A 24,269-nucleotide genomic window follows, 5' to 3' on the forward strand; every position below is an offset into this window, starting at 1 on the left:
CTTAGGGTGGCAGCCCCACGGGTAAGACAACCTCTCCGTGAAAGGACGGATATGACGGACTGTTTGTCCATGCGCATTTCAAGAGTTGCTTTCGGTGACTCTTATGTAGCCATCCGGGAACACGTCTACTCTCTCAATTAGATTGTGAATCGTCTCGTCCAATCTATAGCAGTCTCCGGAATCCAGATTGTTCTTTATGGTATCCCATTTATCTTTCAGTTCCTGAGCGGTCACAAAGTGTTGCTTGTCTGGGTTCTCCAGATAATTGAGTTCATTCTGAATTGATTCTCTCTTTTCCTTTATTCTGGCGGACTCTTCCTTCAACAGAAGCATTTCCACACCGTTCTTGATTGCCTCAACGAGGTTTGCCTCCTGAGACTGGACTTCAAAGAGCTTCTTTTTCAAGTACTCGATTCTCTTTCCCCTGATCTTATCTTCTCTGGCAGCTCTCTTGTTCATCTCCCTGGCTATCTCTTCATAGTCAGCGTTGTCCATGTCGCCGAACATTTCATGGCGAATATAGTCAATAACGAACTTCTCGACTTTGCTCTTGGCAATGCCCACATATCTCACGGGTTTGTGGTTTTTCCATGCACTGCATACGTAACTGGTCTTCTTCGAACCGTTACCTACGAGTGAAGCGCCGCAATCGCCGCATTTGATGATCCCTGTAAGAAGGTAGAAATGTACTCTAGGCGACCAGGAGCGTTTAGAGAATCGCTCATGAACTTTATCCCACAGTTCTCTGGAGATGATCGCATCGATCGCATTTTCAAGGACTAGGGCATCCTTCCTATTGATGTGATGATATCTCTTTGATCCCTTTCCGTAGACAATTGAACCTATGTACTTCTCGTTGTGCAAGATGTCCCAAATTGCAGTCTTAGACCATGGCTTTCCTTTGCGGTTGACGATTTTCCTGTCAGTGAAGAATTCGCAGATGAAATTTATGCTCTTTCCCTGGGCGTAGAGGGCAAATATCTCGTGTACTACGGGAGCTTCTTTTTCATCTACACCCAGCACCTTCCTAGTCTTTCCTTCTTTGTCTTTGACCTCGATTGTCTTCAACCCATATGGAGGATTACCGCCCATCCAGTAACCCATGCTGGCGTAGTTCTTCATCCTGACTTTCGTCTTCTCGACTATTCTGTCTCTTTCCGCACCTGAGAGAATGAGTTTCATTCCCCTGTAGACCTTGCCCATATATGTGGAAGTATCGACAAGATCTCTCACGGCTATTACCCTGACTCCAGTCTTCTCTTCAAGGTCCTGTATGAAGACTTCTCCTCTGGCGCCAGCCCTGGAGAACCTGTCGAAGTCGTCGACGAGTATATACTCGAACTCTCTTCTATTAGCATGATCGATCAGTTCATCGAGTTGTTCTCTTCTGTTGACTTTTCCTGTTTCCTTATCTGCGAAGTACGCCACAATCTCAATTTCGTTGCTCTCGGCGTATCTGTCGCATTCTTCGAATTGACCTACAAGGCTGAGATCAGATTGATGAAGTGTTGATACTCTTGCGTAAGCAGCGGCCTTTCTCAATGCAAACACCTCCTAGCTATATCATAGGATTAATCGAGATGTTCGATGGAATGCTTGGAAGTAGACTATGTCCTACCTATTATGGCGAAGCAGAACTATCTCACTTTCGGTCTGGGTAGGCTTCGAGCTTTATCAAAAGCGTCAAAGAAGATAGAAGCAGCACTAGATTTAACCTCTTTTGATGAGGTCCGTGTTCCTTTAGGAGTAGTTGTGGAACTCTTCCTAACTGAATGAGCTTTCTTCATGAAGAAGTACCCCCTTTCTTGCCTTCTCGTGTGTAATAATAGCATAAATTAGCCGAAAACCGAACCCATTACTAAGGTGCAACAAAGGGTCATAATCCTTGACTCATTGGAAATACATTGTCATCGCTATAGTGATAAGGATTACCAAATTTACGATTAATATCGTCCACTTCCAGCCCCTGAGGAGCGTATGCGCAAGGCTCCAGTGGTCAAGGAAGAGCAAAGGGATAATTGTTCCTAGAAGAGGGATTATTGTTGCTGAAAGAAAGGAAATCGTTGTTGCTGAAGAACCTGGGGAGACTTTAGGAATAATCTTCATAAAGAGATCATTGGATATGATCTCTCTTAGATAATTAAATAATCCAAGCTGAGAGAGCATGGAAATTAGAACTAATATGCTCGAAGATAAAAGAATCGCGAAGTAGCAAACAATTGTCCCCGATAGCTTGTATTTCATTGATATGGTTTTTGTGCTTGTTACAGAGACTAGATTCAGGTAGAAACCTTTCGGACTGCAAATGGCAGGTGCTGTAGTAGAGTATTTCCTTGTGTTTCTATGGATTACTTTGTTTGAGCTAATACGACGTCCAAAGAATCCCTCATCAGAGTGCTTGTCTTTCATGGAGTAAGCCGAGTCAACAGTGGCTATGTGCACATGGACGCTCTGGGCAGAAGCAAGACTTATTGTATGTGTTACAACATTACTTCTAGACATTGCCATTCTTGACGTGAAATGGGTTTTTACGAGCGCCCGAAAGACGTTTGTTGGAACAGCACCAAGAACCAGAAAACTCCTATTGACATTCTCCGATAGAGAGACCAGTTCTAGGTATCTGGGTTTGCAACTTTCAATTCCTGATAGTTTTGAAGAGTCGTCTGTTGAACTCTCAGAACTACTAGGCAAAACATTACTAATTGTATCGAGTATGCTAGTGAGTTCTCCTGAAATCAGTGATTCATATTCTGCGCACATTTCTAGGAATTTCAACACATTGTCACTAGATAGAACCTCAGCAGAATCTCTACCGTAATTGCTTTTCAAGTAGAGATAGTCTCTTAATGAGTGGACAGGAAAGGAAAACGCCGAGTAAGACTTCTCAATGAACTCCTCATGAATGGTACCAGCACATGCCCCAAGGTACTCAATCAGCTCATGACCGCACTGATTGACAAGCGAAGAATTGGATTCCCAACATGCTTCAGATGAAGAGGATCCTTCACGCAAAGTCTCGAACTTCTCCTTGATACTGTTTCTGTTTGTCCTGATCAACTTTAGATAATCTCTAAGAGAAGCATCGGTGCTCTTCTCAATGGCTTGTGTCAGTTTGAAGAGCTCGGTTTGATTTAGATAAGGCCTTACCTCATCAAAGAAGTCATTGTAGAGTATTTTTTCGCGAGGAAGTTCCATTCTCTTTCCACCATCAGATGCCATCAGAGCTGCCAAAAAAAGCTCAATGTCATCTGTGCCAAATTTGTTATGCAATCTGGCAATCAAACGTGATTCCTCAAGGAATATCTTGCTCATTGCTCTGGCCTCAGTGAACCGTTGTAGAATGAATTGCTGGTCTCCAAATGATTGAGAAATGTTGAGAGAGAACATCAGCGGTTTCGCAAATGTGAACAAGGGTATATACACGCTCTTTGGTTCATCCTTGATACAATCACAATCTAAAAAGTCGAACTTGTAACATGGATTTCTGTATTGGACAGAAAGAGTAATCTTTTCAACACTCTCGGTGTAGGGCTCAAATTTATATACTGCTCTCTCTCTCCAAGAGAGATCATCAAGTGAAATCTTGAGACACTTCAAGCAGACCACTCTCTCTCTATCTCCCCCGTTCAGGTCGTCACAAAATGAGCGGTATATGCACTTCTGCTTGACAGAGTCTGCGCTTATTCTGTTTCGGTCAGATTGTCCACCTTGAATGCCACCCTTGAGTGTCTCGCCAGAGGTTCCACTAAATCTGCAGGGCTCATTCTGTTCAAGTGTGTTTTCTTCTCCATTCATTATGTAAGTCCCCTTTCATCAGATGTCCACATAACACCCCTTCCCCTTCATACATCCCCCAAACGCATACGCCACTGACTTCGGATCCATCCCCGGCAAATAGAAGACGGTCGTGAGTTCTTCAACGTCCTGTCCATGTTCTTTCCAGATGATTTCGGTGATCTTCATGAGTTGATCTCTGGATGGAGAATAATCTAGCAGTTGGACCTTAACATTTCTCCTCCGCATACCTATTCCAAAATCCCTGACGCTCAGGATCTCGTAGGCTATCTCCCCGCTTTTCAATGCTATCCCCCTGAATGTTATTACTACACGTCTGTCATTTTACATCAGTTAACATTCAGAACAATACCCACTAATTAACTCGACTTATTAGTACTGGAGAGTTGTCAAGTCCTCAAGATGGCTACAGTTATTATCACTATGTTTGTATCGAAAGATTAAGTGATATGATTAAACAAAACCTGTGAAGTTCAGCAAAGCAATGGGAGGTGGAACATGAAAGGATTTGACGAACTTAGGTATATCCGCCCAACTCTAGTCATATTCGTTTTTGTTGTTACCGTTCTTCTAATGCTGCTTCCATTAACCTCTGAATGTTGAGTCTTTGTAGTAGATTCACAGTAATTGGTCGCATTTCATCCCAGAAGATTTGTGACTCAAGAAAATCCGCGGCCTTTTTACTTGTCAAAGCAGCAAATACCCTTTTAGCTTCATCTTCAGAGGCGAATGGGAGATAATAGACCGTATCATCAAAGAAAACAGGTTTGCTCAACAATGGACCTACAAGCCTGAAATACAGGCTCTTATAGAGACTGGAAATTGCGATTTTCCAAGGCGCAAATGCATAGTCTCCAACACCAAATACGGAGAAACGGGGTTTAGATAGGTAAACTCTGCTCTTTCTTTTGTCAAGAATTTGTGAATGAGAGACTAGGTATTCCCATGTTTTGGGTGCTCTATCATGTATCGTTGATGTATCCTCACCTATTCTTTTTTGAGTTACAATAACTCTTCGGTCTCTATTTTCAGTCTTTCCTCTTGCCAAATCAGAACCCTTCTTAAGAGGATAGATATATTCATCCTCGATCTCAACAATCTCATCAAATCCGTTATACATAACACCGTTTCGAACTGTCAACTCCAGAACTTTCGCAGCATCATGCTTTATGCCTGATCGCCATTTGAATGGGGAGGCCAATATTGAATTGTTGAGATATTCGGTCGATCTATATCTTTCTACATCCTTAATTATTCGTTGATCTTCGTATTTTGAAGTAGATGCGGGGAGATTATTCTCTAGCTTATCGAAGACATCGAGCAAATTGGAACTTTGGTCTTTGCCGAATTCAACCAAAAAAAGACAAGCGCTTACGTTAGCATTGAAATGTTTCTTAGCATCAATGCTGTAAATGGCTGCATACTTAACATCAAGATTGTTCCTCCATGCGTGCAACATTGCTTTTCTTGCAGTAGATGTCTTGCACAACATTGCTAGAGTTCCTTCTGATGAGTTCAAAGCATCCAGCAGTTTCATGATCATCCAAAGTGAAATATCGAAATTGCTCTTTCCAAGAAGAGAATCGAAACCTCGCGTATTACCATATTCTCCTTTGGACGGGAGATTGGAACCATTAATTGACCCAATTTTTGAGTTCGTTACCCAAGGAGGATTGCCGACCACCAGAACGGGTGTCTCCAATTCCGTGATAACCTCTTTCCAATCAGTAGAAAAAAAGTCGCCTTTCTTAATGTCTACTCTATCTTGATAGACAGTGTTGATGGTTCTTCTTGCGTGTTTCACATAGTCTTCATTAATGTCATAACCTAATACTGATCTGCAATTTGGAAAGCAATTGACCGCCGCCTCCAAGAATGAACCCAATCCGCAGTTTGGTTCTAAAATACTGCCAAAGTCTTCACGGCGTGATTTAATCTTTTCACAAATAGTATTTGCAAGCTTAGAGGATGTCTGAAAATCTCCAAATTCAATCTTTCTTTGACTAGTTGCCACCTGACCACCTCACAAGATTCTATGAATTCCTTGCACATTTCCTGCCTCACTTATAACTCTAGCGTACTGCAGTCTCCATTGAAGGGCGTTTGATATTGTTAGATATCCAATCTCTGGAGGATTCGTAAGGATCCTTTCCCCAAGTTTCTTAGCTTGTATATCATCAACTGGGAGATTGACGTTGAACATTAACGACATTAGGTCCTCCAGGTTCCCATTGTTCTCTAGAATAGATGTTATCTGCTTTGTAAGCTGAAAATCGGCAGTTCTTTGCTTCTCCACATATATCACATGCAATATGTCAAGCTTTCCGACTTTTCTAACACCGATATCTTCTTTTCGATAGACGAAAACCAGAAGATCATATCCAAGGCCGTAAATCTTCTGCTCGGCATTATCAAAAGGACAAGACGATTGAGGTTGAACAACACTAGTCACTTTGATGTCCACCTCAAGCTCGGGTAGATCAATCCCTTTTGCTGAGTTCCCGATTTTCACTTGATAATTGGCTTTTAGATGATCTTTGAAACGCTTTTCAAAGAAAGTTCCGACTGCCTTTCCATCAGTTTTTCCGTACAAGAGAACTTCTTCACGGCCCGTCTGAATCTTTGCATATTCCTTTGCCTCAGAAAAGAGATCATGTCTTGTAAGCTCTTTCATAATAATACCTCCTAAAATGAGTTATGAGAATAAGACTTTGATTGCAACGAATTTGACGGTTCATTGTAAAAACAAACACTGAATTGTACTAGTTTGCAGACCAGGCGATCCATATCAGACTATCTCACATTATCACTCCGTCACTCTTTTTCGTGGGACGATGTAGGCAATCAACAGTAAACAAGATATTCTCAGGAGGAACTTCAAACTTGATTAGCTAGTAAGTCATCTTTGTCGTTGCTACGTCCTTCACTCTTAGTCTCTCAATCCAACTGTGGTTCGCAAAACGGAAAGTCTAAAGCACGCTTTTTGAAAACCATTAAGAGAATACTAACAAAACCACGCAAAAAAGCATCCTTGTTATCCACTTAACTGCACTGTGCTAGTAAACAGTCATAAATCACCAAATACCTTGCAGTATTGCTAGTTTTCCTGAAAAGAAACACATGTACCAAGATGAAAAACACAGTGTAGTTCAGCTTCCTGTTTTTCAATGGAAAATGTCTGAAATGGGGATATGTGTTGCTTGGTGAATGCAATTAGCAAAGCGAATTTCTCCTTTTCTGTTCGCTTATCATTACTCATCACTAGCACACATCGTTTATCTAATGGGTGCTCAACCAGTGCTACTGCTTCTGACTCGACTTCTGTTATGATCTCTTGTGCAATTTCACCCCAGTAAAGGTTTCCTTTAATATGTGGACAATCATTACTGCTAAAGGCGTTGCCACAAATACTACATTCTGATTTAAGGATGACCATTTCTACACTACCGAAAAACCTGTATGGGTACAAACCCTCGTATCCAGTTAACAGGTCTACAATCTGAGGCACCTCACATCTGTTCTCAATAGCTGTATGTTGACCCACAAGAAAAGCGGAGTCTAAACAGCTCTGTAGGACATTCCATGTTTTTTCGTATTCCTCACTGAAAAGCAATTTGAAGTACTCCGATAGCTGGCAGAACATCCTAAAATAAGTTCTTGCGATCAATTGAGCATTTGCTAGTTCCTCTATCTTGTGTTCAACTGCATATTCCTTGATTCGATCAAGAAGAGCTTCAGCTTCCTGGAACCCTTCGTAAGGTCTACTGAAGTTGTATGATTGAAGCTCAAGCTTCTTGTCATGCAATGCACTAGCAATTTGCTTAACTTCCGCAAGATATGAATACTCAAAAAAGCGTTTCAGCATACTCAGCCTTATAGGTTATCCAGGTCAATATTGTCAAACTTTTCTCTGAATGTTTTTGCATCACCGTTATACCTCAGCTCCTTTGATTCTTCACCGTTTTTTACAATGATGGAAAGATTTACCTTGCATTCTTCTTTTTCTCGTCCCCTAATCCTTCTAAGAATATAACTGGTAACAAGCCCCACAACAATCGGAAGTAGGACTTTCTCCGCAATCCAAATTGTCGGCATCCATATGTCAAATGAACGACGTTCAAAAACTATTATCCTGTTACTATCTGCTAGAATGTCCAGATTAACCCCATCATCTAGTGACTTACAAAATTTTAGGAAATCTAAGGATTCCTGCGCGAAATAGTATTTCGAATGTTCATGGGGTTCAGGCAGTATTAGAATATCCTTTGTGATCAACTTATTTCTTGTTTCTTCAGAAACAGAGTAATCTGCGAAGTATTCTTCGAAAGGATACTTTGACGCTTCAAGAGAAACATCAGATTTCATCGTGATACTCCCTCCTTGATAGTTTATTAATGTCGACGTACAGATACTTCTCACAGCAAGAAAGCTATATGCTCGGTTTGCTATCGCTTCTTCACTATAGTCGAGTATCAGAGCATCTTCCCTCAGATCTCGTAATTCTCTCGTGAAAGTCGCTTCGCTTCAACGCTAAGTTAAGAGATGATCTATCACCAAATCTTCTCCTCAACGACGATTTCATAACCTCCGACAGCAATATAGAAGGTACCTTCATTGATTTAGTTCTCATGTGTACCTAGACTGGTATTTCCTTGAGAGCTTCCTTGAAAGTAGCCGCGTTCTCTCCTATAAACCTGTCAATTTCTTGTATGATTTCCTTGAATTCTTCTGGACCAGTGCCTAGAATATCACCCTGAATTTCACCGAAAATCTCTCCCGCAAAGCACACCATTATGAATGCAGTAGTTTTCGAGACTCTTTCATCAGGAGTATGAAATCCTCTCTTTCCCTTTTCAATATAGAGACCCGCATTTCGTATTTTGAAAATCCTTCCTTTCTTGAACCACTTCCCAAATCGTTTCTCTATATTTCCATATATTCTCGTAACTCTAAGGTTGACAAATAGAGCCCACGAGACTGCTTCCAAATACTTCGCCTGATGATCTCTGAAGGTTTTCTTGGGAACTCCGCCAGTGACTTCTTGAGCCTCGTGTTCCTTTATCATCACTGCCTTACCAGTTTCTTCTATTAGTGTAGCAGCAAAAAACGCTGCCAAAGGATAGTCTTGATCACTATAGAATTTCAGGCACAATCTCCAGTACTTATGCAGAGTATAGTATATTTTGCTTTTTGGCACTCTTTGAGCCCCCTTTATCACTAAAGACTTTCAGAATTGGATTAAGGAATAGATCGCGAGTTTTCCGGCTTCAGTCAAAACAGATTGAATTACACAAGAGAGAAAGCGAGTATCCCTTAGATTATTTTCTGCATCTCCCTATAAATGAGTAGAAAAACTTTTGACGCGAAGACAACAAGAGAGAGCAGCAAAAGCAGAAGCACAAAGACTTCCTTCACACTAACACCATTCCAATCGTATTTACTGCTTCGTTGGCCCTAGAAGGAAAGTAAATCAAGAATCAGAAAACTTTCTCTTCAAACCAACAACTACTCCGATAATAGCACATTCGGCGTCCCATCTATCTTTATCTATTCTAATAGGCTTGTACTCAGGATTTTCAGAGGTAAGAATTACCATGTCAGATCTCTTCTGGAAGTATTTTATGACGCCTTCCTGGCCGTTTATTCTCACAACTACCATCTGGCCATTCCTGGCGACCGGCTGCTTTCGAACGAAAACGACATCACCGTCAAGCAGTTTCGGGAACATGCTGAAGCCTGTCACAGTGAGAGCGAAATCTGCCGCGTCCGCCTGATCAACTGAAGCGTATCCGACAATGTCTTCTTCCGCAGGCACTCCAGAGCCTGCAGCGACTTTCCCCAGGATCGGGATCTCTTTCTGAGGCTTCAGGCTAGAGGTGGATACTTCACCTGTAAGGTTGGCATTTGGAATATCAACAAGGCCAAGGAGATAATCTGCTGTAACACCCAGAACTGTAGCAAGTTTAGCAACCTGATCGCTTCTGGGAGCAGCTCTTCTTTTGCCGGATTCATATTCCGAGATAGTAGCTTGAGCTACACCGCTTAGCGCAGCAAGATCATCCTGGTTCAGATTTCTTTCTGTTCTGATCTTTCTGAGTCTCTCACCAAAGAGATCTACATCCATTATAAGCAGCTCCATATACATATCCCCCCGAAAGTATATCACAATTTCGATATTCTCTGTACCAATATCGTAATATCGATTTTACTTATCAGAAAACACTCCCAATATCGGAATTATGATAATATCGTAATACCGATATATGATGAGGTGACCAAATGACCAAACTTAAGAAACTCAGACTAGAAAAGAGAATGACTGTGACCCATCTGGCTAAGCTTACCGGCATTGCTCAGAGTTCAATCACTGAAATCGAAAACGGTAAGCACGAGCCAACCCTTTCAAAGGCCATTCTGCTTGCACGAGCATTCGAGATGCCCGTCGAGGACTTATTCGATCACATTTGTCGGTCATCTCAGAAGAAGAGTACATCGAAGGCAACTGTTTGAACGAAAAGGTCATTGATAATTGAATAACTAACCTTGTCGCAGGTGGGATCATCCGGCCGTAAAGCGGGAGGGGAAAGAGCGAGGAAACTGACTACACTTCAGGGGACATTAAACGATTCTCTTAACCACAAGTAATTAGGAGGATTTCTGGATAAAGCGCTTCATCGAGTCACAAAATCTGGATAGTATCCACGCTTTGAAAAGGCTAGTGCAATCATACCGTATGTCAGTCGAGGAATTAAGATTGAAGTATAAATTTTACTCAAGATCAAGCTTGATGAGTTTGTATTAGTCATCAATAAGTGAGTACTTAATTACCTTGGTTCTGATGCCGATTCTTGACTGAACTAGGCTGCCCAGAAACTCTGGTTCGAAAAAAATAACTTGTGCAGTGTATATACTTTCAGGAGGAATAATGAATTCTCGCTCTTTATACCATTCTTTGTCATAGTCCAAAAAGATACCAACGAGTAGTCTCATAGCACGATTGTTTTTGTTCTTAATATCAAAGCTTACTTCAATTCCATAGTCAAGCGCAACAGAAATCGATGTATATCTTACAGCAACAATCTCTGGCATTGCAACCCCAACGGCACCAAATATGTCTCCTATTGATATTCCAAACAATTGCCACACAAGCAGCAGAATGACGACTACAGTGATAATCACGATAATGATCTGAGTAATCGTAGAGGGTTTCTTCTCTTCTTCCATAGCGTACCTCCACAAGAAAAGCGACAAATAAAACCTCTTCGTACTACAGAACGCTTAGATTATATACCATGAACGATATGTTTCACCAATAGCAACAAACTATTGCAGATTTGTTCCCATACTCAGGCAGACTCGAAACCCTCTTTCATCTAGAACCTCCTTGACAGAACAGACCAGATGAAACAAAAAACTTCGCCGGTGGAGTGACGACCCATCGGCCTTTCTGAGTATGCGAACGAGTTAAAGAGTTCTTTGCAACTGCACCACTCACATGGCGTTGCCCTGGCGCCTATACGCCGGGGCTTTTTTTGCAAAGCGTATCGAAAACCCAAACTACACGAAAGGTAAATGAAGGAGGCAACTATGAACGAAGCGAGAGCTAGAAGGTTAGGAAAAGCATTGTATCCGATAGTCAAGGAAATGAAAGAAAAGGGTCTATGGGTCTCTGCAACGAAAGAGAAGACAGAAGAAGAGGGGAGGGATGCAGGTGCCAAAGAAGTTGTCGGTGCCTCTAAAGGAATTCCCGATAACTGACCAGGTCAACGAGAACTGGAACTCACAGGCGACTTCATATGACGGCATTCTCACGATCAACGAATTCAACGGACTCAAAGGCGAACACAGCGAGAAAGAACTCATGGAGTACATACAGAGAGAACGAATGAGGGCTAGCCAACGCAAGGACTATTACATGGCCGATGTGCTCTGCAGGGTCCTGGACTGGATGAAGACGATAGACGAATACCAGGATTCGAAGATCGAAAGGATTCACAAAGCCTTCAGGCGGATCAAGTTCGAGAACTGGCAGATGAACTCGAAGCTCCTCGCTCTGGACCCGCTGAGGTCGGAGAGGTACTACAAGAAGATCGACAGGCAGATCCCGCTGGGCCTTGAAGTCGATCGAGGAGTAAAGGTCTTCAGAGACGACTCAGGATGGACCCTGGGGAATCAATTTCAAACGAAGAAGGGAGGTTAGGAGAGTGGGAAGAAAGATCGAACCGCACGAGGTCGTATCACACGGACTCTATCTCTACAGAGGCAGCAACGCGCAGGTCGCCGAAGATATCTACCGCAAGGTCATCGAAGGAAAGATGAAAGCCGAATGGTACATGAACGGGGTCCTCTATCGCTGGAGCGGCCCGGGCAAGGAGAAAGTGATCAAGCTTGTTACCGCATGAGAAAGGCCGCTCTCGCAGGCGGCCCTCAGGAACTGAGAAAGAAATCTACAGAAATTATAGCACAAGGAGGTATCTGAAATGGAAGCAGTTCGCTTGGCGAGCACGAAGCGTATCAGCATTGAAGAGTGGAAGCGTGAAAGGATGAAAGGGATTGGAGGTTCTGACGTTGCCGCTGTCCTTGGAATAAGCAGATGGAAGAGCGCGATAAGAGTCTATCTCGAAAAGATCGGGGAAGCTCCTGAAGAGGAAGTCAATGAAGCGATGGAGATAGGAAAGAGAATCGAAGACTTCATCGCGGACCTATTCAAGGAAAAGACCGGTCTTCATGTAGTCAGATGCAACGCGATTCTTCAAAGCAGTGAATACCCATGGATGATTGCCAATGTAGACCGTGAAGTATATGACCCGGAAACCGACTCCTGGGGAATTCTCGAACTCAAAAACGTCTCTCAGTACATGCAGAAGGATTGGGAGGGAGAAGAGATCCCGACTGAGGCATACGTCCAGCTCCAGCACTATCTCATTGTGACTGGAAGGACCTGGGGCTACATCGCCGGCCTGATTGGCGGGAAGAGGTTCGAGTACAAGAGATTCGAATTGGATGAGGAGCTAGCGGACGAAATCATCCGTAGGGAAGAGACCTTCTGGAAGGAGAACGTGCTCAAGGGAATCCCGCCGTCTGCAGACGCTACCGAGGACTGCACAGAAGTCCTGAAAGTCCTCTTCCCTGAGTCAATGCGAAAGTCAATAGACCTTCCCCCGGAAGACGACCTGATCGTTGAAGAGCTAGAGACTCTCAAGGCCCAGAAGGAAGAGCTGGAGAAAGAGATCACGCTGCGTGAGAACAGACTTAAGGAACACCTTGGAGACGCAGAGGCGGGTTTCACAGGAAGGTTCTGGGTCTTCTGGAAGAGCTACTACTCAAAGAGGTTTGCTCAGTCGAGATTCAAAGAAGAAAGGCCAAACGACTATGAAGCTTATCTGGAAGATACGCATTCCAGAAGGTTCAGGTTCAAGAGAGCTGCGTGAAGGAGGTCTGCTGATGCCTAAAGCAAGTGAAATCACTTCTATGGTAAAGAAGGAAGATGAAAGAAGGAACCACAAGCCCGATCCCCTAGCGGGAATAGTCAAGAACCTCACTTCAATCAAAGGGGAAATTGCCAACGCCCTTCCGGATGCGGGAATAACTCCCGAAAGAATGATAAGAATAGTAGTCACTCTTCTCAGACAGAACAAGAGCCTCGCCGAAGCGGCCATGCAGAATCCCGCTTCTCTGTTGGGAGCAGTCATGATGGCGGCCCAGCTTGGCCTCGATCCCACAAATGGACTAGATCAGTGCGCCCTGGTCCCAAGGAAAGGGAAAGTTTGCTTTGACATCATGTACGAGGGCTTAGTAGAGCTCGGTTACAGGTCAGACAGGATGGAATCCATTGTAGCGCGAACCGTCTATGAGAAAGACACCTTCAGTCTGAAGTACGGACTCAACGAAGAGCTTGTCCATATCCCATACCTAGATGGAGATCCCGGCGAGTCGAAGGGCTACTACATGGTCGGCAAACTCAAGGGCGGCGGAAACATCATAGTCTACATGACCAAGGACCAGGTAAGGAAGATTAGAGACCGATATTCTGTAGCCTACAAAGCCGGCCTAAGTGGCAGCAGGAAAGACAGCCCCTGGTTCACAAACGAAGACCGGATGGGAGAGAAGACAGTCGTCAAGGCAGGCTTCAGGTGGATCCCTAAATCTCCTATTATCAGGACGGCTCTAGCACTGGATGAAACCGCTAGAGAGTGGAAACCAAGTGAGCAGGAAGAACCTGACATGTCCCTGGTAGAGGCCGAGAACATCTGGGACGTCGAGGGCGAAGAAGTGACCGAAGTAGTAGACGCTGAAGTCGTTAAGACAGGCAATGGCGACGGCAAAGCCCTGACCGGAAAGAAACCCTTAGAGGTTTGATCTCACAGCCCACCCTTTTTTGGGTGGGCCTTCCATTGAGGTGAATCACATGTCATACATAGATCTCGTTAATCGCTTCTGGACAATAGATTCTGAATTTAGTTTCTCCCATCTTGAAGTCCATTTATACTTCAAACTTTTGGAGATAAACAACAGACTCGGATGGAAGGAAAAATTCTCTGTTTCCAATGGGCGGTTGTGTGCTTTGATAGGTACTACTCAAAAGAACCTCATTAAGGCGCGACAGAGATTAATTGACAAGGAAGTCATCGGATACAAAAAAGGTACCACTCGGGAGGCAGGAGTCTATTACTTTCCTTATCATATGAAAAAGGAAACTAATTTGGAAAGTAATGTGAAAAAAGAAAGTAATTTGGAAAGTAATCTGGAAAGTAATCTGGGAAGTAATCCGGGGAATAATCTGGGGAACATTAATAAGACTAGACTAGATAAAGACAAAGATATTATATATATACCCGCGCCCGCGATAGAAAAAGTTATTCTCCTATGGAACCAATTCCAGATCTCCAAAATTCCTGACAACCGAGAGAAAACTGAAAACTCGATTCTAGATGCCTTGAGACGACACGGTGAAGAAAACCTGCTGAGGGCTATAAGGAACTACGCCGAGATAGTCGGAGGAAGAGAATACATTCTCAGCACTCGTTGGCAGCTTTCGACCTTCATGGAATCTCATGTCGAGAAGTTCCTGGATGAGGAAAGCGCGAAGGCTATGTACCGTATGAAAGGAGGGCCGGATGGAAGAAGTGAGAAAGACTCAAGGGACAGCTGGAAGGAACGCTTCAAGAACCCAGCAGGAACTCATACCGATGAGCGAGATCTTGAAGAGCTGCTCATTAAGTCAGAAACAGGCTCTTGAAGAGTGCCGCTCGAAATGCCCTGGTCCTCAGAAGTGTGGGACCGGCGGACTGATCGAATACGTTGAGAACGGTATTATGACCAGGGTCTTCTGTCCTGTCATGGAAAGGTACCTTAGTCAGGTGAAGATCCAGCAGAAGATCATGAACGCCCTTCCGAAGAACTTCTGGGACCGCACGTTCGCGACATTTCTTCCCAGGACTCCGGATCTCAAGGCCGCTCTCTTAGCCGCGAGAAAATACACAGGAAAGAAGGCCTGGAAGATAGGAGCAAATCTGGTCTTCCTTGGCGGCTACGGTACCGGAAAGACTCATCTGGCGGCCGCGATTGTGAGCGATGCAATATCCGAGGGAAGCACGGCCGCTTTCGTTACTTCAACGAGTCTCACGGGGAGCATCCAGGAGATCAGCAAGAAGTTCGAAGAGCTGAAGACTATCGAGCTGGTGGCCATAGACGATGTCGCTGTAGAACAGGAGAACAAGATAGTCATGCAGAAGATGTTCGAGCTTATAAACTACAGGTACGAAGCCGAGTTCGGCACGGTCATGACATCGAACCTGAACCCGAAGGAGTTCAAAGATCTCATGGGCGAGAGGATCTGGGACCGTCTTGCCGAGAGAGTCTTCATAGCCTACATACAAGACGCCGAGAGCTTCAGAAAGCAGAGGAGAGACGAGTACGTCGACTGGCTGAATGAGGAGGGGGAATGAACATGGTTCTAGTCTGGATCTACGTCGTGGGAGTCCTCATGACCGGCTTCCTGATTATGGTCACCGAGGAGCAGGAGAGGATATTTATCCCTCCTGAAGAGAAACTGCTTTCTTACATAGTCGGTTCGCTTCTCTGGCCGTATGTGATCATTCGGTGCCTGATCATGTGGATTAGAGGAAGGGGGCTCAAGTGAATGAAGAGCATCGATAGATACCTTAGGAGACAGAAAGAAAAGATAACTTCTCAAGAGAGGCAAGATAAGAAACTCCAGAAAAAGCAGGAAACAGACGCGAGAAGGGCCGACGAACTCTTCGGGCCAGAAGAAGAACGGGAGAAGGCGCAACAAGATGACTCGGTATGAACGCGCAGTGGTTCTGAAGAGAATAGACGGCCTCTGGAGAGAGGTATATGCGAAGAGGCTTATAAGGGAGGTAAAGAATGACCAAAGCGAGACTCGAATTCATAAGGTCGGTAGCTCTCAGGCATAAGCAGATCCGGGAAGGAGATAAACCAATCACTCCAGGCGAGACGGAGAATCTTGGATACATTATGGAAGGCGTCCTCTTTGAATGCATTGAGGAGATCGAAAAGATCCAGAAGGAAAATATCGAACTCCGCCAGACCCTTGAGGGCAACGGAATGATGATCCTGAAGGAGGAAAAGCCGGACTCATATAACGGCCGCCTGGACATTATCGAGGTCGATTACTGATGAGCTTGACTCAGAGAGCAGTTTACTCCTTCTTGCTCGAAAGACTTGACGAGCCCTCAGAAGACCTTGAGGTCATTGTCGAGGGCAGAAAACTCTGGCAAGCAGCCTTCAAGGCAAAGGAAAACGCCGCTCTGACATTCCCTGGCAGCGAGTGGCGGGTAAAGAGGTGGATGAGGACGAATGGTAAGAAGAATATGCCCTAACTGCGGTAAAGGACAGTTTAGCAGCGTCGAACAGGAAGACTGGACTTGCAGCAACTGCGGAGCTCGAATACCGAAAGAACTAAACGAGGTGATTAGAAGTGAAACAACTTACTCTGATCGGAATAACAGTTAGAGACGAATATGAGAATGAGATGCCGTACAAGGTTACATTGAAGGCTGCGATCTCTCACGGGAAGGGTTCGAGCAAACAGACCACAAACAGCGCTACTTCTCTCCAGATTCATCCAGGCCGCATAGACGAATTTGTTGGCGAGTTCAACGATCTCGTGCAGAAGTTCTCGAAGAAGGCTCTGCATGAAGACGGACTCGTCGAGTGAGATGGTTGAAGATGAAGTACAGAGTCATTCTCAAGAGGACAAACCAACAGGGAAAGGTTGAGGAGAAGAGACCGGTGATAGATGCCACGAGCCAGCATGAGGCAATGGAGATCGCCCTGAAGATCCCTGAAAACAGAGGCTTCTACGTATGGGGAGTGAAGGAAGATGAAAGTGAGAGTTAATCCCTCGGTGTTCAGGTACCACGTCGAGAGGGCAGGAAAGACGATAACGGCAATCGGCGGAGATTCAAACTCCGCAAGGGTCCTGTTCAATATCCTGACTGGCCAGACCTCATTCACGACAATGAAGATGATCAGGAAATTCGCGAAGAACATGGGAATAGAGCCGCATGAGCTTGTTCCTGACGAGAAGATGGAAAGGCTTGTAAGAGCGTTCGCGGAGGTGGAGTGATAGTGATTGTGATGGTACTGATCGCGCTGTTCATCCTTCTCATGGTAGGCTACGCACCGCTCATAATCTCAGGGAGGATCTCAGATGAAGAAGAAAGAAGAGAAAGCAAGGACGGAAACGGCAAAGGTGATCGGAATAGTTTATCCAACTTACTCCGTGATTAAGAGGCATGAAAAAAAGATAGACACGGAGATAGAAAAGCTCGGAAAAATGAAGACTTCAGTACCGGTCTCCATAATGTGGCTCTATCTTCGGGGACTGAAAGAGTTTATCGAATTGTATGAGCAGCTTGAAAGTGCTAACCAGACGAAGATCCTGGAAAAGATGTGAGGGCTCAGGCCCTCATTCTCCTTTGGAGGGAATTATGCTTCAGCATAGATGCGAGAGATTCGTAGCCGGCACTCATTCAGAAGAGGACCTTGTGATCATACTGCGGTCGTTGCAAACGATGTGGTCGAGGATCCTTGAAAGACCAGTTGTGCTTGGTCTTGAAAATGCCGAGATAGTTGTTGAATCACCTTGTGGGTCTCCTACCTTCCTTTCGAATATGAGTATGAAGGATGCTTTGAGAATTAAGAGGATTATTGGAATCGAAGAGAAAGAGATCTACTATCAGACTATCAAGCTGCTGGAGCTCATGTTTAGGAGACTTACAAAGCGTCAGATGGAAGCAATCTTCTGGCGATTGATTGATCATAGCAGGAAAGACCGAAGACCTCCAAGCAATAGAGAGCTCGCTTCCTTCCTTAACATTGACGAATCAGCGTTCAGAAGACATTTGAGGAGAGCGTGGGAGAAATTGGGACGTGATCCAGTGTATCTATCAAACTACGTTGCAATAAGTCTAGATACAGAGCAGTAGATTTGACTGAAAGTGCTACACTATTAATGTTCAACCGTACCTAGCTTCACACCCTGAGTCATTCACCCTTCTTCTTTGAAAGAAGTGGGCCGTATTGCGGCCCTCTTTTTTGGTTAGTCTTAGCGAGCTCTTGCTGCTAGAAATTTTGAGTAGGTCCGCAAAAAATGATATAATTCGTTAGAATTGTAGAAAGTGTCTTCTCATGGCTTCCAGAGGGAAGCCTTTTTGTTTATATGTGGAGGTCCTTCGGGGCCTCTTTTCTTATCCTGTTACGTAACATAACATAACATAACATATCATAACAAACTGGAGGTGATGACATGCCTAGACCTAACAAGGTTGAACAATACAAACTTGAGAAAGAAGTGCTCGACTGGTCTCGCCAGGGTATGTCATCCAGGGAAATCTCAGAAAAGATAGCTGAGGAAAAGAACCTAGATGTATCATATGGAGCAATAGCATCCTTTCTGAAGTCTGTAAGGGAAGAGAGAGCCGAGACTTCAAGGGCGATAGTCCAGGAACATATGCAGAAGACTCTCCCGAACGACCTTCAACTGGTAGACGAGATGAACAGCGAGCTCTCAAAGTGGTTCAGGGACAAGTCACTATCGAAAAGGGAGAGACTGAGGATATATGACAGCCTTCTCAGGGGAATAGAAATGAAGCTGAAGAACTCCGGCGCCGGCGAGAACAGCACAGAAGACTTCCTGAAAGCTCTCAAAGAGCGCTGGGGGATATGAAGAAAGAGAAGTTCCTCTCTGACATCGGGTTTGTGCCTCACAACGGTGGCCAAGAAGAGGCCTTCATGTCAGAGGCGAGATTTAAGATCTTATGCAACGGAAGGCGCTGGGGGAAGTCGTTATACGCAGCTGTGGAAGCTATCAACTATCTTTTCAGGGAGAAGAAGAGAGTCTGGGTCGTGGGACCGACTTACGACCTCTCAAGGAAAGTCTTCAGAGAGATCTATCGTTACGTGAGACCCAGGAGAAGGATCTGGCACCCTGACGGACACTGTACAGACTCGAAGTCCGAGATGCGGATCCTCACGAACTGGGGAACGGAGATACTCGGGAAGTCCGCCGATAACCCAGATTCACTCATAGGTGAAGGTTTGGATCTACTAATAATAGACGAAGCGGCCAGGATAAAAGAAGTCATATGGGACGAGAATCTGAGACCGACACTGACAGACAGACAAGGCAAGGCGATAATCATCTCCACTCCCAAAGGCCGGAACTGGTTCTACAGGTTATGGACCAGGGGTAAAGACCCTCAATTCCCTCTATATAAGTCATGGCAGCATCCCACATCGGACAACCCTCATATTGCACCGGAAGAGATTGAAGAAGCGAGAATGACGCTTCCTGACAGGGCATTCAGGCAGGAATATCTTGCAGAGTTTCTTGAAGACACCGGCGGTGTGTTTAGGAACGTGAGGAGACTAATTCGAGGAACGCTCAGAGATCCCAAGCCAGGGGAGAGGTTCTTCATCGGCGTGGACCTTGCCAAATACATGGACTTCACCGTAATTACCGTCCTGGACGAGAGAGGAGATCTCGTCTACTTTGCCAGGTTCAACCAGATAGACTGGAACCTCCAGAAAGAGAGGATCAGATACATAAGCAAGCGGTACCCGGGGAAGGTCGTGCTTGACAGCACAGGAGTGGGGGATCCCATCTATGACGAGCTTAGAAGGGACGGCCTGAACGTAGAAGGATTCAGGTTCACGGCCTCATCGAAAGAGCAGCTTATAAACAACCTATCAATGCTAATAGAACAGGGGAAGCTCCACTATGAAGACATTCCCGAACTTATTAACGAGCTCGAGATCTTCGAGTACCAGATAACACCTTCGAGAAACCTCAAGATGAGCGCGCCCGAAGGCTACCATGACGACTGTGTCATTTCACTTGCCCTCGCTGCCTGGGGTCTGCACAGTCTTTTCAGCAAGCCGGTCTTCTTCACGAGGTCAGATAAATACTGAGGTGGTAATGATGGGCATTTTCAACATATTCAGCAAGAAGAGCGAACCCAAGCCCGTTATGGGACAGGTGGGAATCGTGGACACTTCCTCATCTGGATCGACAGGTCAATCGCTCAACTCTCAGACGATTACAGACATGAAAAGAGACGAGACGATAGCGGCTGGCCTTAGATTCATCTCGAGTTCGACGATCTCAAAGATAGGAAGCTACTCAAATCCTGACAGCGATGTCGCGCAGTTCGTCAGCGGCGTGATCGAAAATCTCGAGATCTCGCTCCCGACTTTCTTGAAGAAGATGCTCGAGGACATGCTAGCCTACGGTTGGGCAGGCGCCGAGATCGTCTGGCAGAGTTCGGACGGAAAGCTGTGGATTGAAAAGATTGTGCCTTACGCGCCAAGTCAGATGTCATTCTACCCGGAAGAGGCGCCAGAATACGTGAAGCTTACGACTTCCAAAGGCGAGTTCCAGATCCCTATGTCGAAGATGTTTGTCATCAGAAATGGCGAAGGCCTCTATGGCGAGTCGATTCTCAACACCTGCTATCGCGCCTGGGACTTCAAAAGAAAGCTGTTCAAGATCTGGGCGATCGGACTGGACAAGTACGCCCTTCCCATCATCCACGGAAAGACTGAGAACGTCTCAATGGTAGACGCCAACGGAAACCCGACAACTTCGGTTGAAGCGCTGAACGAGATCTTGAGCAACTTCTATTCAAAGACGGCCGTCTCGACCGACAAGAACACCGAAATAGCCTTGCTCGAGGCGAACTCGAAGGACCTGTCCGACCAGTTCAGGGCCGCGATTGAGTATGCAAACACTCTCATCTACCGTAATCTAGGGTTACCGCAACTCCTTCTCACCAACGAATACGGAGGAGCTTACGCCCTGGGGAAGGTGCATATCGACATGGTCCAGAGCTCTACACAGTCAATGGCAGAGGTGATCTCCGACTCCTTCCTGGATCACGTTATTGCCAAGCTGATTGACTACAACTTCCCCTCTGTTGAGAGTTACGGGGAGCTGGCCATCATTCGTGAGCAAACACTTGAAGAGAGAAAGGCTCTGGCGGTGTTCGTTGAGACGATAGGCCGGGCCGGGATAATGGACAACCTTTCAGACGCTGACAGAAGGTGGGCAAGAGCGCTTCTTGGTATGCCTGAAGAGGAATAACCATGAACGTCGCTACATTTCTCAAGATTCACAAGAAGGCCGAGAGCAGGATCTTGAGAGCGATCAGCATCCCTTCTGGAAAAGAAGCGTACAGGGGAAAGAAGATCTCAATAGACCACACGGCGATCATGAATGCCCTAGAAGCCGTATTTCTTCTGTCAAAGGCCTTGTCCATATATGACTTGAAGCGGAGAGAAAAGAGGAAAAGAAACATCAGGCAATACAGCGAAGACGACCTTCTTTCGGATATCTTGAAAGCGATAGACTTCAGAGAATATGAGAACATAGCGAAGCGACCGGTTAGGGAGATAAGAGAAGATCCTCTGTCATATTTGAAGCCTTCACCTTTTGTCAACGAGTTCTTGAAAGAATACACGTTCACCCTCTCAGAGCCTTTTGAAAGACACTCCAGGGAGATCGAAGAGACGGTCCGAAGTGGGATGTACGAGGGTAAGGCCTATCTCGATATAGCGGAGGACCTTGAGAAGGTTATGGGCGGCTACTTGAACAGGGCCGACGTAATCGCAACAACCGAGAGTACAAGGGCATTTTCCCTGGGGATACTGGACGCGGGAATCGAATCACCCGTAACAGACGGCTTTCAGTTTATCGCAGTAATGGACAACCATACTACAGAGATCTGCTCGCAGAGAGATCACATGGTCATTCCCAAAGACGACGCGGATCTCCTGGCGGAAAACACTCCGCCGCTTCACCCTCGCTGCAGAAGCACCCTTGTTCCTCACACGATCTACGATCCTAAGAGGAAGGCGCTCACAAGAGAAGAGATGGAAAGGATACATAACGAGTATCCCGAAGCGATTCCTGTAAACAGACAGGTTGACAGAGACGTTGTCAAAGCCCTTATAAGCAGTAGAAAGATGACTCCCACCTTCCTGGTCACCGAAGACATCAAGAGGATCGTGGAGAAGGCCAAGGAGCTCTCTCCTGAAGAATATGCAAGACAGGTCCTGGAGGTAGAATGTGATTACCGGGGAATAGACGAGAGCCTTGCCGAAAAAATAAACGAGGTCCTCGAAGAACTGAAGGAAAAGTACCCGCAGATCTGGGAGCAGTTCGGAGGAGTCACCTCAACTCAACATTCAAGAGCGTCGTGGACGGAGTTCTTTCAGAGTAAGTACCCTGACGCTTCTCCATCGCAGATAGCGGACGTGGTAGGCAGACAGCTGAGATCGGTCAAGCCCAATGTGATCGCTTACACCGCTCCGGGGTTCAAGAAGATCGTTGTCAAAAGCTCCTTCTGGAAGAACGCGAGTGAGTTTCAGGAGACATTGCGGGACCAGTTTGAAAAAGGGTGGCTGTGCACTAATACGCCCAGGGGTTCCATAGCTCATGAGTTTGGACACAAGGTGAAGTACTTCCTGGATGACGCGGGAAAGAAGAGAGAGTTCACTTCATGGGTCACGAGAATGAGAGAAGAGAAGGGAATCACTCTTGGAGACGTATCGAGATATGCCAGAGATTGTGGACATGATGAAGCTTTCGCAGAGCTCTTCGCGGGATATACTACCGGGAGAAAGGAAGAGGTCTTCGTGTTATTCGGCGAATGGTTGAAGGGGGTGTTATAGTGCAGTTTCAAATACCCGATTGGTGGGATGAATGGGTTGTGATCGATGAAGAAAAGCTCATGAAGGGTGAAGACGGTTGGTCTCTCAAAGAGGGGGCACCGGCAAGAGCAAAGAGAGAATTCAAGGCGACTATTGAGATGATAAAGATGTCACAATCTCCGCACAAAGACTAGAATGTGAAGAAGACAATGCTCAGGAGGCGAAAGCCTCCTTTTCTTTTGGAGGCTAGTGATGTATGTGATTATCGACGATGAACAAGATAAGGGTTACTTCCAAATCATTGACAAAGAAAGACTTAAGAATTCAGATCTCCTCATTGTCCCGTTCGGCTTCCCGACGATCACGCAGGCCTTCAAGTGGCTGAACAGCAACTACCTAATCTGTTGAGGTGAAAAGAATGATAGAGAAATATCTTGCAGAAATCGCTAAGACTGGCGGCTTCTGGTATCGCCTCCTGCCATACATAGAATTCGAGGATCCCAGATACGGAAAGGTCTCACTCTCGAAAGAACTGGCTCAGAAGATCGAGGCAAACTTCAAGAACGGGATCCCGGCGTATGAGCTCTCACTGGACATAGAACACGGGAAAAGTCCGAACCATCCGGGTGCTTATGGAAAGATCTCTAAGGTGGAGGCCAGAGAGGACGGCCTCTGGGTCTACTCAGAACCGGACGAAGAGGGTGTGGAGCTAATAAAGCGAAAGAAGTTCAAATACATGAGCGCAACTTACGCTGAGAAATACATGGACAAGAAGACGGGTAAAGACGCGGGGCCGGTCCTCAGGGGAGCTGCCCTCACTAACATGCCGGCGGTACCGGATATGGAGCAGATAGTCTACTTTTCAGAATTTGAGAAAGAGGAGGAAGAAGAAATGGACTTCAAAGATCTCTATGAAAAGTCCCAGAAGGAACTTACAGATCTTCGAGCAGAAAGGGACAAGAAAGAGAAGGAACTCTCAGAAACCCTCGCTTCGGTGAACAAGGAACTCTCGGAAACCAAGACAAAGCTCGAGGCCCTTGAGAAAGAGAAGAAGGAAGCCGAAGAGAAGCACTTCTCTGAGAAAGTAAGCAACTGGGCAAAGGGCTGGACCGACAAGGGAGTCAAGCCGGCCGTCCTCGAGAAGATCAANNTCGATGACATTCTCGAGAACACTGAGAAAGTCCCGCTTGGCCAGAGCGGTTCGCAAACTGGCGGTGAAGACGAGCTCAAGAAAATTGCCGACGGAATAGCCGGCAGAGTGAACAAACAATCGTAAA

35 protein-coding genes are annotated in these 24,269 nt (G+C 45.5%); 25 read left to right on the forward strand and 10 right to left on the reverse strand.

Features of this window, described 5'->3' with window-relative positions:
* Positions 1–78 precede the first annotated feature (78 nt).
* The 9 genes from B3K91_RS09120 to B3K91_RS09160 all read right to left on the reverse strand — a co-directional run bounded on the left by B3K91_RS09120 (position 79) and on the right by B3K91_RS09160 (position 9,934).
* On the reverse strand, positions 79–1,542 hold the full coding sequence (locus B3K91_RS09120) for a recombinase family protein (protein ID WP_292594787.1): 1,464 nt from the start codon (positions 1,540–1,542) through the stop codon (positions 79–81).
* Positions 1,543–1,890: 348 nt separating this feature from the next.
* Positions 1,891–3,795, reverse strand: coding sequence for a hypothetical protein (locus B3K91_RS09125; RefSeq protein WP_292594789.1), 1,905 nt, complete (start codon positions 3,793–3,795; stop codon positions 1,891–1,893).
* A gap of 18 nt (positions 3,796–3,813) precedes the next feature.
* A complete protein-coding gene (locus B3K91_RS09130) occupies positions 3,814–4,080 on the reverse strand; it encodes a hypothetical protein (protein ID WP_292594791.1) in 267 nt (88 codons plus the stop codon).
* Between the two features lie 274 nt (positions 4,081–4,354).
* Positions 4,355–5,332, reverse strand: a complete 978-nt coding sequence (locus B3K91_RS09135; RefSeq protein ID WP_292594793.1) for a hypothetical protein — start codon at positions 5,330–5,332, stop codon at positions 4,355–4,357.
* 486 nt (positions 5,333–5,818) lie between these two features.
* Positions 5,819–6,469, reverse strand: coding sequence for a hypothetical protein (locus B3K91_RS09140; protein WP_292594795.1), 651 nt, complete (start codon positions 6,467–6,469; stop codon positions 5,819–5,821).
* Positions 6,470–6,892: 423 nt separating this feature from the next.
* A complete protein-coding gene (locus B3K91_RS09145; protein WP_292594797.1) occupies positions 6,893–7,660 on the reverse strand; it encodes a hypothetical protein in 768 nt (255 codons plus the stop codon).
* An 8-nt stretch (positions 7,661–7,668) separates the two neighbouring features.
* Positions 7,669–8,160 carry a hypothetical protein gene (locus B3K91_RS09150; protein ID WP_292594799.1) on the reverse strand — a complete coding sequence of 164 codons (492 nt, stop codon included), beginning with the start codon at positions 8,158–8,160 and terminating at the stop codon, positions 7,669–7,671.
* A 271-nt stretch (positions 8,161–8,431) separates the two neighbouring features.
* On the reverse strand, positions 8,432–8,992 hold the full coding sequence (locus B3K91_RS09155; RefSeq protein ID WP_292594801.1) for an AbiV family abortive infection protein: 561 nt from the start codon (positions 8,990–8,992) through the stop codon (positions 8,432–8,434).
* A 273-nt stretch (positions 8,993–9,265) separates the two neighbouring features.
* Positions 9,266–9,934, reverse strand: coding sequence for a LexA family protein (locus tag B3K91_RS09160; RefSeq protein ID WP_292594803.1), 669 nt, complete (start codon positions 9,932–9,934; stop codon positions 9,266–9,268).
* A gap of 140 nt (positions 9,935–10,074) precedes the next feature.
* On the opposite strand from B3K91_RS09160, the gene B3K91_RS09165 reads away from it, so the two are divergent.
* Positions 10,075–10,305, forward strand: coding sequence for a helix-turn-helix transcriptional regulator (locus tag B3K91_RS09165; RefSeq protein ID WP_292594805.1), 231 nt, complete (start codon positions 10,075–10,077; stop codon positions 10,303–10,305).
* 288 nt (positions 10,306–10,593) lie between these two features.
* Here the strand turns inward: B3K91_RS09165 and B3K91_RS09170 are convergent, their stop codons facing one another.
* The gene (locus B3K91_RS09170) at positions 10,594–11,019 is read right to left on the reverse strand and encodes a hypothetical protein (protein WP_292594807.1); all 426 of its coding nucleotides are present in this window, start codon (positions 11,017–11,019) and stop codon (positions 10,594–10,596) included.
* Positions 11,020–11,382: 363 nt separating this feature from the next.
* Here B3K91_RS09170 and B3K91_RS09175 point away from each other — a divergent pair, with 363 nt between their 5' ends.
* The 24 genes from B3K91_RS09175 to B3K91_RS09285 all read left to right on the forward strand — a co-directional run bounded on the left by B3K91_RS09175 (position 11,383) and on the right by B3K91_RS09285 (position 24,268).
* Complete coding sequence (locus B3K91_RS09175; protein WP_292594809.1) at positions 11,383–11,553, forward strand: hypothetical protein; 171 nt, start codon at positions 11,383–11,385, stop codon at positions 11,551–11,553.
* Positions 11,507–11,995: a hypothetical protein gene (locus B3K91_RS09180; RefSeq protein WP_292594811.1), complete on the forward strand. Its 489-nt coding sequence runs from the start codon at positions 11,507–11,509 to the stop codon at positions 11,993–11,995. The genes B3K91_RS09175 and B3K91_RS09180 overlap by 47 nt, the downstream gene beginning before the upstream one ends.
* Before the next feature lie 4 nt (positions 11,996–11,999).
* A complete protein-coding gene (locus B3K91_RS09185) occupies positions 12,000–12,197 on the forward strand; it encodes a hypothetical protein (RefSeq protein ID WP_292594813.1) in 198 nt (65 codons plus the stop codon).
* A 78-nt stretch (positions 12,198–12,275) separates the two neighbouring features.
* Positions 12,276–13,226, forward strand: a complete 951-nt coding sequence (locus B3K91_RS09190; protein WP_292594815.1) for a YqaJ viral recombinase family protein — start codon at positions 12,276–12,278, stop codon at positions 13,224–13,226.
* 13 nt (positions 13,227–13,239) lie between these two features.
* Positions 13,240–14,154, forward strand: coding sequence for a recombinase RecT (locus tag B3K91_RS09195; protein WP_292594817.1), 915 nt, complete (start codon positions 13,240–13,242; stop codon positions 14,152–14,154).
* A gap of 49 nt (positions 14,155–14,203) precedes the next feature.
* Positions 14,204–15,034, forward strand: coding sequence for a hypothetical protein (locus B3K91_RS09200; protein WP_292594819.1), 831 nt, complete (start codon positions 14,204–14,206; stop codon positions 15,032–15,034).
* A 121-nt stretch (positions 15,035–15,155) separates the two neighbouring features.
* Positions 15,156–15,743 (forward strand): ATP-binding protein, encoded by a 588-nt coding sequence (locus B3K91_RS09205; RefSeq protein ID WP_292594821.1) that lies wholly within the window; start codon positions 15,156–15,158, stop codon positions 15,741–15,743.
* 2 nt (positions 15,744–15,745) lie between these two features.
* Positions 15,746–15,937 (forward strand): hypothetical protein, encoded by a 192-nt coding sequence (locus tag B3K91_RS09210; protein ID WP_292594823.1) that lies wholly within the window; start codon positions 15,746–15,748, stop codon positions 15,935–15,937.
* Positions 15,938–16,105 carry a hypothetical protein gene (locus tag B3K91_RS09215; protein ID WP_292594824.1) on the forward strand — a complete coding sequence of 56 codons (168 nt, stop codon included), beginning with the start codon at positions 15,938–15,940 and terminating at the stop codon, positions 16,103–16,105.
* A gap of 77 nt (positions 16,106–16,182) precedes the next feature.
* Positions 16,183–16,455, forward strand: a complete 273-nt coding sequence (locus B3K91_RS09220) for a hypothetical protein (RefSeq protein WP_292594826.1) — start codon at positions 16,183–16,185, stop codon at positions 16,453–16,455.
* A complete protein-coding gene (locus B3K91_RS09225) occupies positions 16,455–16,658 on the forward strand; it encodes a hypothetical protein (protein WP_292594828.1) in 204 nt (67 codons plus the stop codon). Before B3K91_RS09220 ends, B3K91_RS09225 begins: the two co-directional genes overlap by 1 nt.
* On the forward strand, positions 16,636–16,791 hold the full coding sequence (locus tag B3K91_RS13695) for a hypothetical protein (RefSeq protein ID WP_414674585.1): 156 nt from the start codon (positions 16,636–16,638) through the stop codon (positions 16,789–16,791). Before B3K91_RS09225 ends, B3K91_RS13695 begins: the two co-directional genes overlap by 23 nt.
* Positions 16,757–16,996 (forward strand): hypothetical protein, encoded by a 240-nt coding sequence (locus B3K91_RS09230; protein ID WP_292594829.1) that lies wholly within the window; start codon positions 16,757–16,759, stop codon positions 16,994–16,996. Before B3K91_RS13695 ends, B3K91_RS09230 begins: the two co-directional genes overlap by 35 nt.
* A gap of 11 nt (positions 16,997–17,007) precedes the next feature.
* Complete coding sequence (locus B3K91_RS09235; protein WP_292594831.1) at positions 17,008–17,178, forward strand: hypothetical protein; 171 nt, start codon at positions 17,008–17,010, stop codon at positions 17,176–17,178.
* On the forward strand, positions 17,162–17,407 hold the full coding sequence (locus B3K91_RS09240; RefSeq protein ID WP_292594833.1) for a hypothetical protein: 246 nt from the start codon (positions 17,162–17,164) through the stop codon (positions 17,405–17,407). The genes B3K91_RS09235 and B3K91_RS09240 overlap by 17 nt, the downstream gene beginning before the upstream one ends.
* A gap of 84 nt (positions 17,408–17,491) precedes the next feature.
* The gene (locus B3K91_RS09245) at positions 17,492–17,737 is read left to right on the forward strand and encodes a hypothetical protein (protein ID WP_292594835.1); all 246 of its coding nucleotides are present in this window, start codon (positions 17,492–17,494) and stop codon (positions 17,735–17,737) included.
* A 34-nt stretch (positions 17,738–17,771) separates the two neighbouring features.
* Positions 17,772–18,269: a hypothetical protein gene (locus B3K91_RS09250; RefSeq protein WP_292594837.1), complete on the forward strand. Its 498-nt coding sequence runs from the start codon at positions 17,772–17,774 to the stop codon at positions 18,267–18,269.
* Positions 18,270–18,589: 320 nt separating this feature from the next.
* Complete coding sequence (locus B3K91_RS09255; RefSeq protein WP_292594840.1) at positions 18,590–19,009, forward strand: hypothetical protein; 420 nt, start codon at positions 18,590–18,592, stop codon at positions 19,007–19,009.
* The gene (locus tag B3K91_RS09260; protein WP_292594842.1) at positions 19,006–20,253 is read left to right on the forward strand and encodes a phage terminase large subunit; all 1,248 of its coding nucleotides are present in this window, start codon (positions 19,006–19,008) and stop codon (positions 20,251–20,253) included. The genes B3K91_RS09255 and B3K91_RS09260 overlap by 4 nt, the downstream gene beginning before the upstream one ends.
* A gap of 7 nt (positions 20,254–20,260) precedes the next feature.
* Positions 20,261–21,424, forward strand: coding sequence for a phage portal protein family protein (locus B3K91_RS09265; protein ID WP_292594844.1), 1,164 nt, complete (start codon positions 20,261–20,263; stop codon positions 21,422–21,424).
* Positions 21,425–21,426: 2 nt separating this feature from the next.
* The gene (locus B3K91_RS09270; RefSeq protein ID WP_292594846.1) at positions 21,427–23,013 is read left to right on the forward strand and encodes a minor capsid protein; all 1,587 of its coding nucleotides are present in this window, start codon (positions 21,427–21,429) and stop codon (positions 23,011–23,013) included.
* The gene (locus tag B3K91_RS09275; RefSeq protein ID WP_292594848.1) at positions 23,013–23,186 is read left to right on the forward strand and encodes a hypothetical protein; all 174 of its coding nucleotides are present in this window, start codon (positions 23,013–23,015) and stop codon (positions 23,184–23,186) included. The genes B3K91_RS09270 and B3K91_RS09275 overlap by 1 nt, the downstream gene beginning before the upstream one ends.
* A 58-nt stretch (positions 23,187–23,244) precedes the next feature.
* Positions 23,245–23,400 (forward strand): hypothetical protein, encoded by a 156-nt coding sequence (locus tag B3K91_RS09280; protein WP_292594851.1) that lies wholly within the window; start codon positions 23,245–23,247, stop codon positions 23,398–23,400.
* A gap of 10 nt (positions 23,401–23,410) precedes the next feature.
* Positions 23,411–24,268 (forward strand): phage protease, encoded by an 858-nt coding sequence (locus B3K91_RS09285; protein ID WP_292594853.1) that lies wholly within the window; start codon positions 23,411–23,413, stop codon positions 24,266–24,268.
* Position 24,269 lies beyond the last annotated feature (1 nt).

The sequence above is a fragment of the Mesotoga sp. UBA5847 genome (assembly GCF_002432735.1).
Taxonomy (GTDB): domain Bacteria; phylum Thermotogota; class Thermotogae; order Petrotogales; family Kosmotogaceae; genus Mesotoga.

Excerpts from the sequence above, each read along its gene's own strand:
- B3K91_RS09125 (WP_292594789.1), bottom strand. The coding sequence starts at position 3,795 with ATGAATGGAGAAGAAAACACACTTGAACAGAATGAGCCCTGCAGATTT.
- B3K91_RS09135 (WP_292594793.1), bottom strand. The coding sequence starts at position 5,332 with ATGAAACTGCTGGATGCTTTGAACTCATCAGAAGGAACTCTAGCAATG.
- B3K91_RS09140 (WP_292594795.1), bottom strand. The coding sequence starts at position 6,469 with ATGAAAGAGCTTACAAGACATGATCTCTTTTCTGAGGCAAAGGAATAT.
- B3K91_RS09145 (WP_292594797.1), bottom strand. The coding sequence starts at position 7,660 with ATGCTGAAACGCTTTTTTGAGTATTCATATCTTGCGGAAGTTAAGCAA.
- B3K91_RS09150 (WP_292594799.1), bottom strand. The coding sequence starts at position 8,160 with ATGAAATCTGATGTTTCTCTTGAAGCGTCAAAGTATCCTTTCGAAGAA.
- B3K91_RS09160 (WP_292594803.1), bottom strand. The coding sequence starts at position 9,934 with ATGGAGCTGCTTATAATGGATGTAGATCTCTTTGGTGAGAGACTCAGA.
- B3K91_RS09165 (WP_292594805.1), top strand. The coding sequence starts at position 10,075 with ATGACCAAACTTAAGAAACTCAGACTAGAAAAGAGAATGACTGTGACC.
- B3K91_RS09170 (WP_292594807.1), bottom strand. The coding sequence starts at position 11,019 with ATGGAAGAAGAGAAGAAACCCTCTACGATTACTCAGATCATTATCGTG.
- B3K91_RS09175 (WP_292594809.1), top strand. The coding sequence starts at position 11,383 with ATGAACGAAGCGAGAGCTAGAAGGTTAGGAAAAGCATTGTATCCGATA.
- B3K91_RS09190 (WP_292594815.1), top strand. The coding sequence starts at position 12,276 with ATGGAAGCAGTTCGCTTGGCGAGCACGAAGCGTATCAGCATTGAAGAG.
- B3K91_RS09195 (WP_292594817.1), top strand. The coding sequence starts at position 13,240 with ATGCCTAAAGCAAGTGAAATCACTTCTATGGTAAAGAAGGAAGATGAA.
- B3K91_RS09200 (WP_292594819.1), top strand. The coding sequence starts at position 14,204 with ATGTCATACATAGATCTCGTTAATCGCTTCTGGACAATAGATTCTGAA.
- B3K91_RS09210 (WP_292594823.1), top strand. The coding sequence starts at position 15,746 with ATGGTTCTAGTCTGGATCTACGTCGTGGGAGTCCTCATGACCGGCTTC.
- B3K91_RS09215 (WP_292594824.1), top strand. The coding sequence starts at position 15,938 with ATGAAGAGCATCGATAGATACCTTAGGAGACAGAAAGAAAAGATAACT.
- B3K91_RS09220 (WP_292594826.1), top strand. The coding sequence starts at position 16,183 with ATGACCAAAGCGAGACTCGAATTCATAAGGTCGGTAGCTCTCAGGCAT.
- B3K91_RS09225 (WP_292594828.1), top strand. The coding sequence starts at position 16,455 with ATGAGCTTGACTCAGAGAGCAGTTTACTCCTTCTTGCTCGAAAGACTT.
- B3K91_RS13695 (WP_414674585.1), top strand. The coding sequence starts at position 16,636 with ATGGTAAGAAGAATATGCCCTAACTGCGGTAAAGGACAGTTTAGCAGC.
- B3K91_RS09235 (WP_292594831.1), top strand. The coding sequence starts at position 17,008 with ATGAAGTACAGAGTCATTCTCAAGAGGACAAACCAACAGGGAAAGGTT.
- B3K91_RS09240 (WP_292594833.1), top strand. The coding sequence starts at position 17,162 with ATGAAAGTGAGAGTTAATCCCTCGGTGTTCAGGTACCACGTCGAGAGG.
- B3K91_RS09245 (WP_292594835.1), top strand. The coding sequence starts at position 17,492 with ATGAAGAAGAAAGAAGAGAAAGCAAGGACGGAAACGGCAAAGGTGATC.
- B3K91_RS09250 (WP_292594837.1), top strand. The coding sequence starts at position 17,772 with ATGCTTCAGCATAGATGCGAGAGATTCGTAGCCGGCACTCATTCAGAA.
- B3K91_RS09255 (WP_292594840.1), top strand. The coding sequence starts at position 18,590 with ATGCCTAGACCTAACAAGGTTGAACAATACAAACTTGAGAAAGAAGTG.
- B3K91_RS09260 (WP_292594842.1), top strand. The coding sequence starts at position 19,006 with ATGAAGAAAGAGAAGTTCCTCTCTGACATCGGGTTTGTGCCTCACAAC.
- B3K91_RS09265 (WP_292594844.1), top strand. The coding sequence starts at position 20,261 with ATGATGGGCATTTTCAACATATTCAGCAAGAAGAGCGAACCCAAGCCC.
- B3K91_RS09270 (WP_292594846.1), top strand. The coding sequence starts at position 21,427 with ATGAACGTCGCTACATTTCTCAAGATTCACAAGAAGGCCGAGAGCAGG.
- B3K91_RS09280 (WP_292594851.1), top strand. The coding sequence starts at position 23,245 with ATGTATGTGATTATCGACGATGAACAAGATAAGGGTTACTTCCAAATC.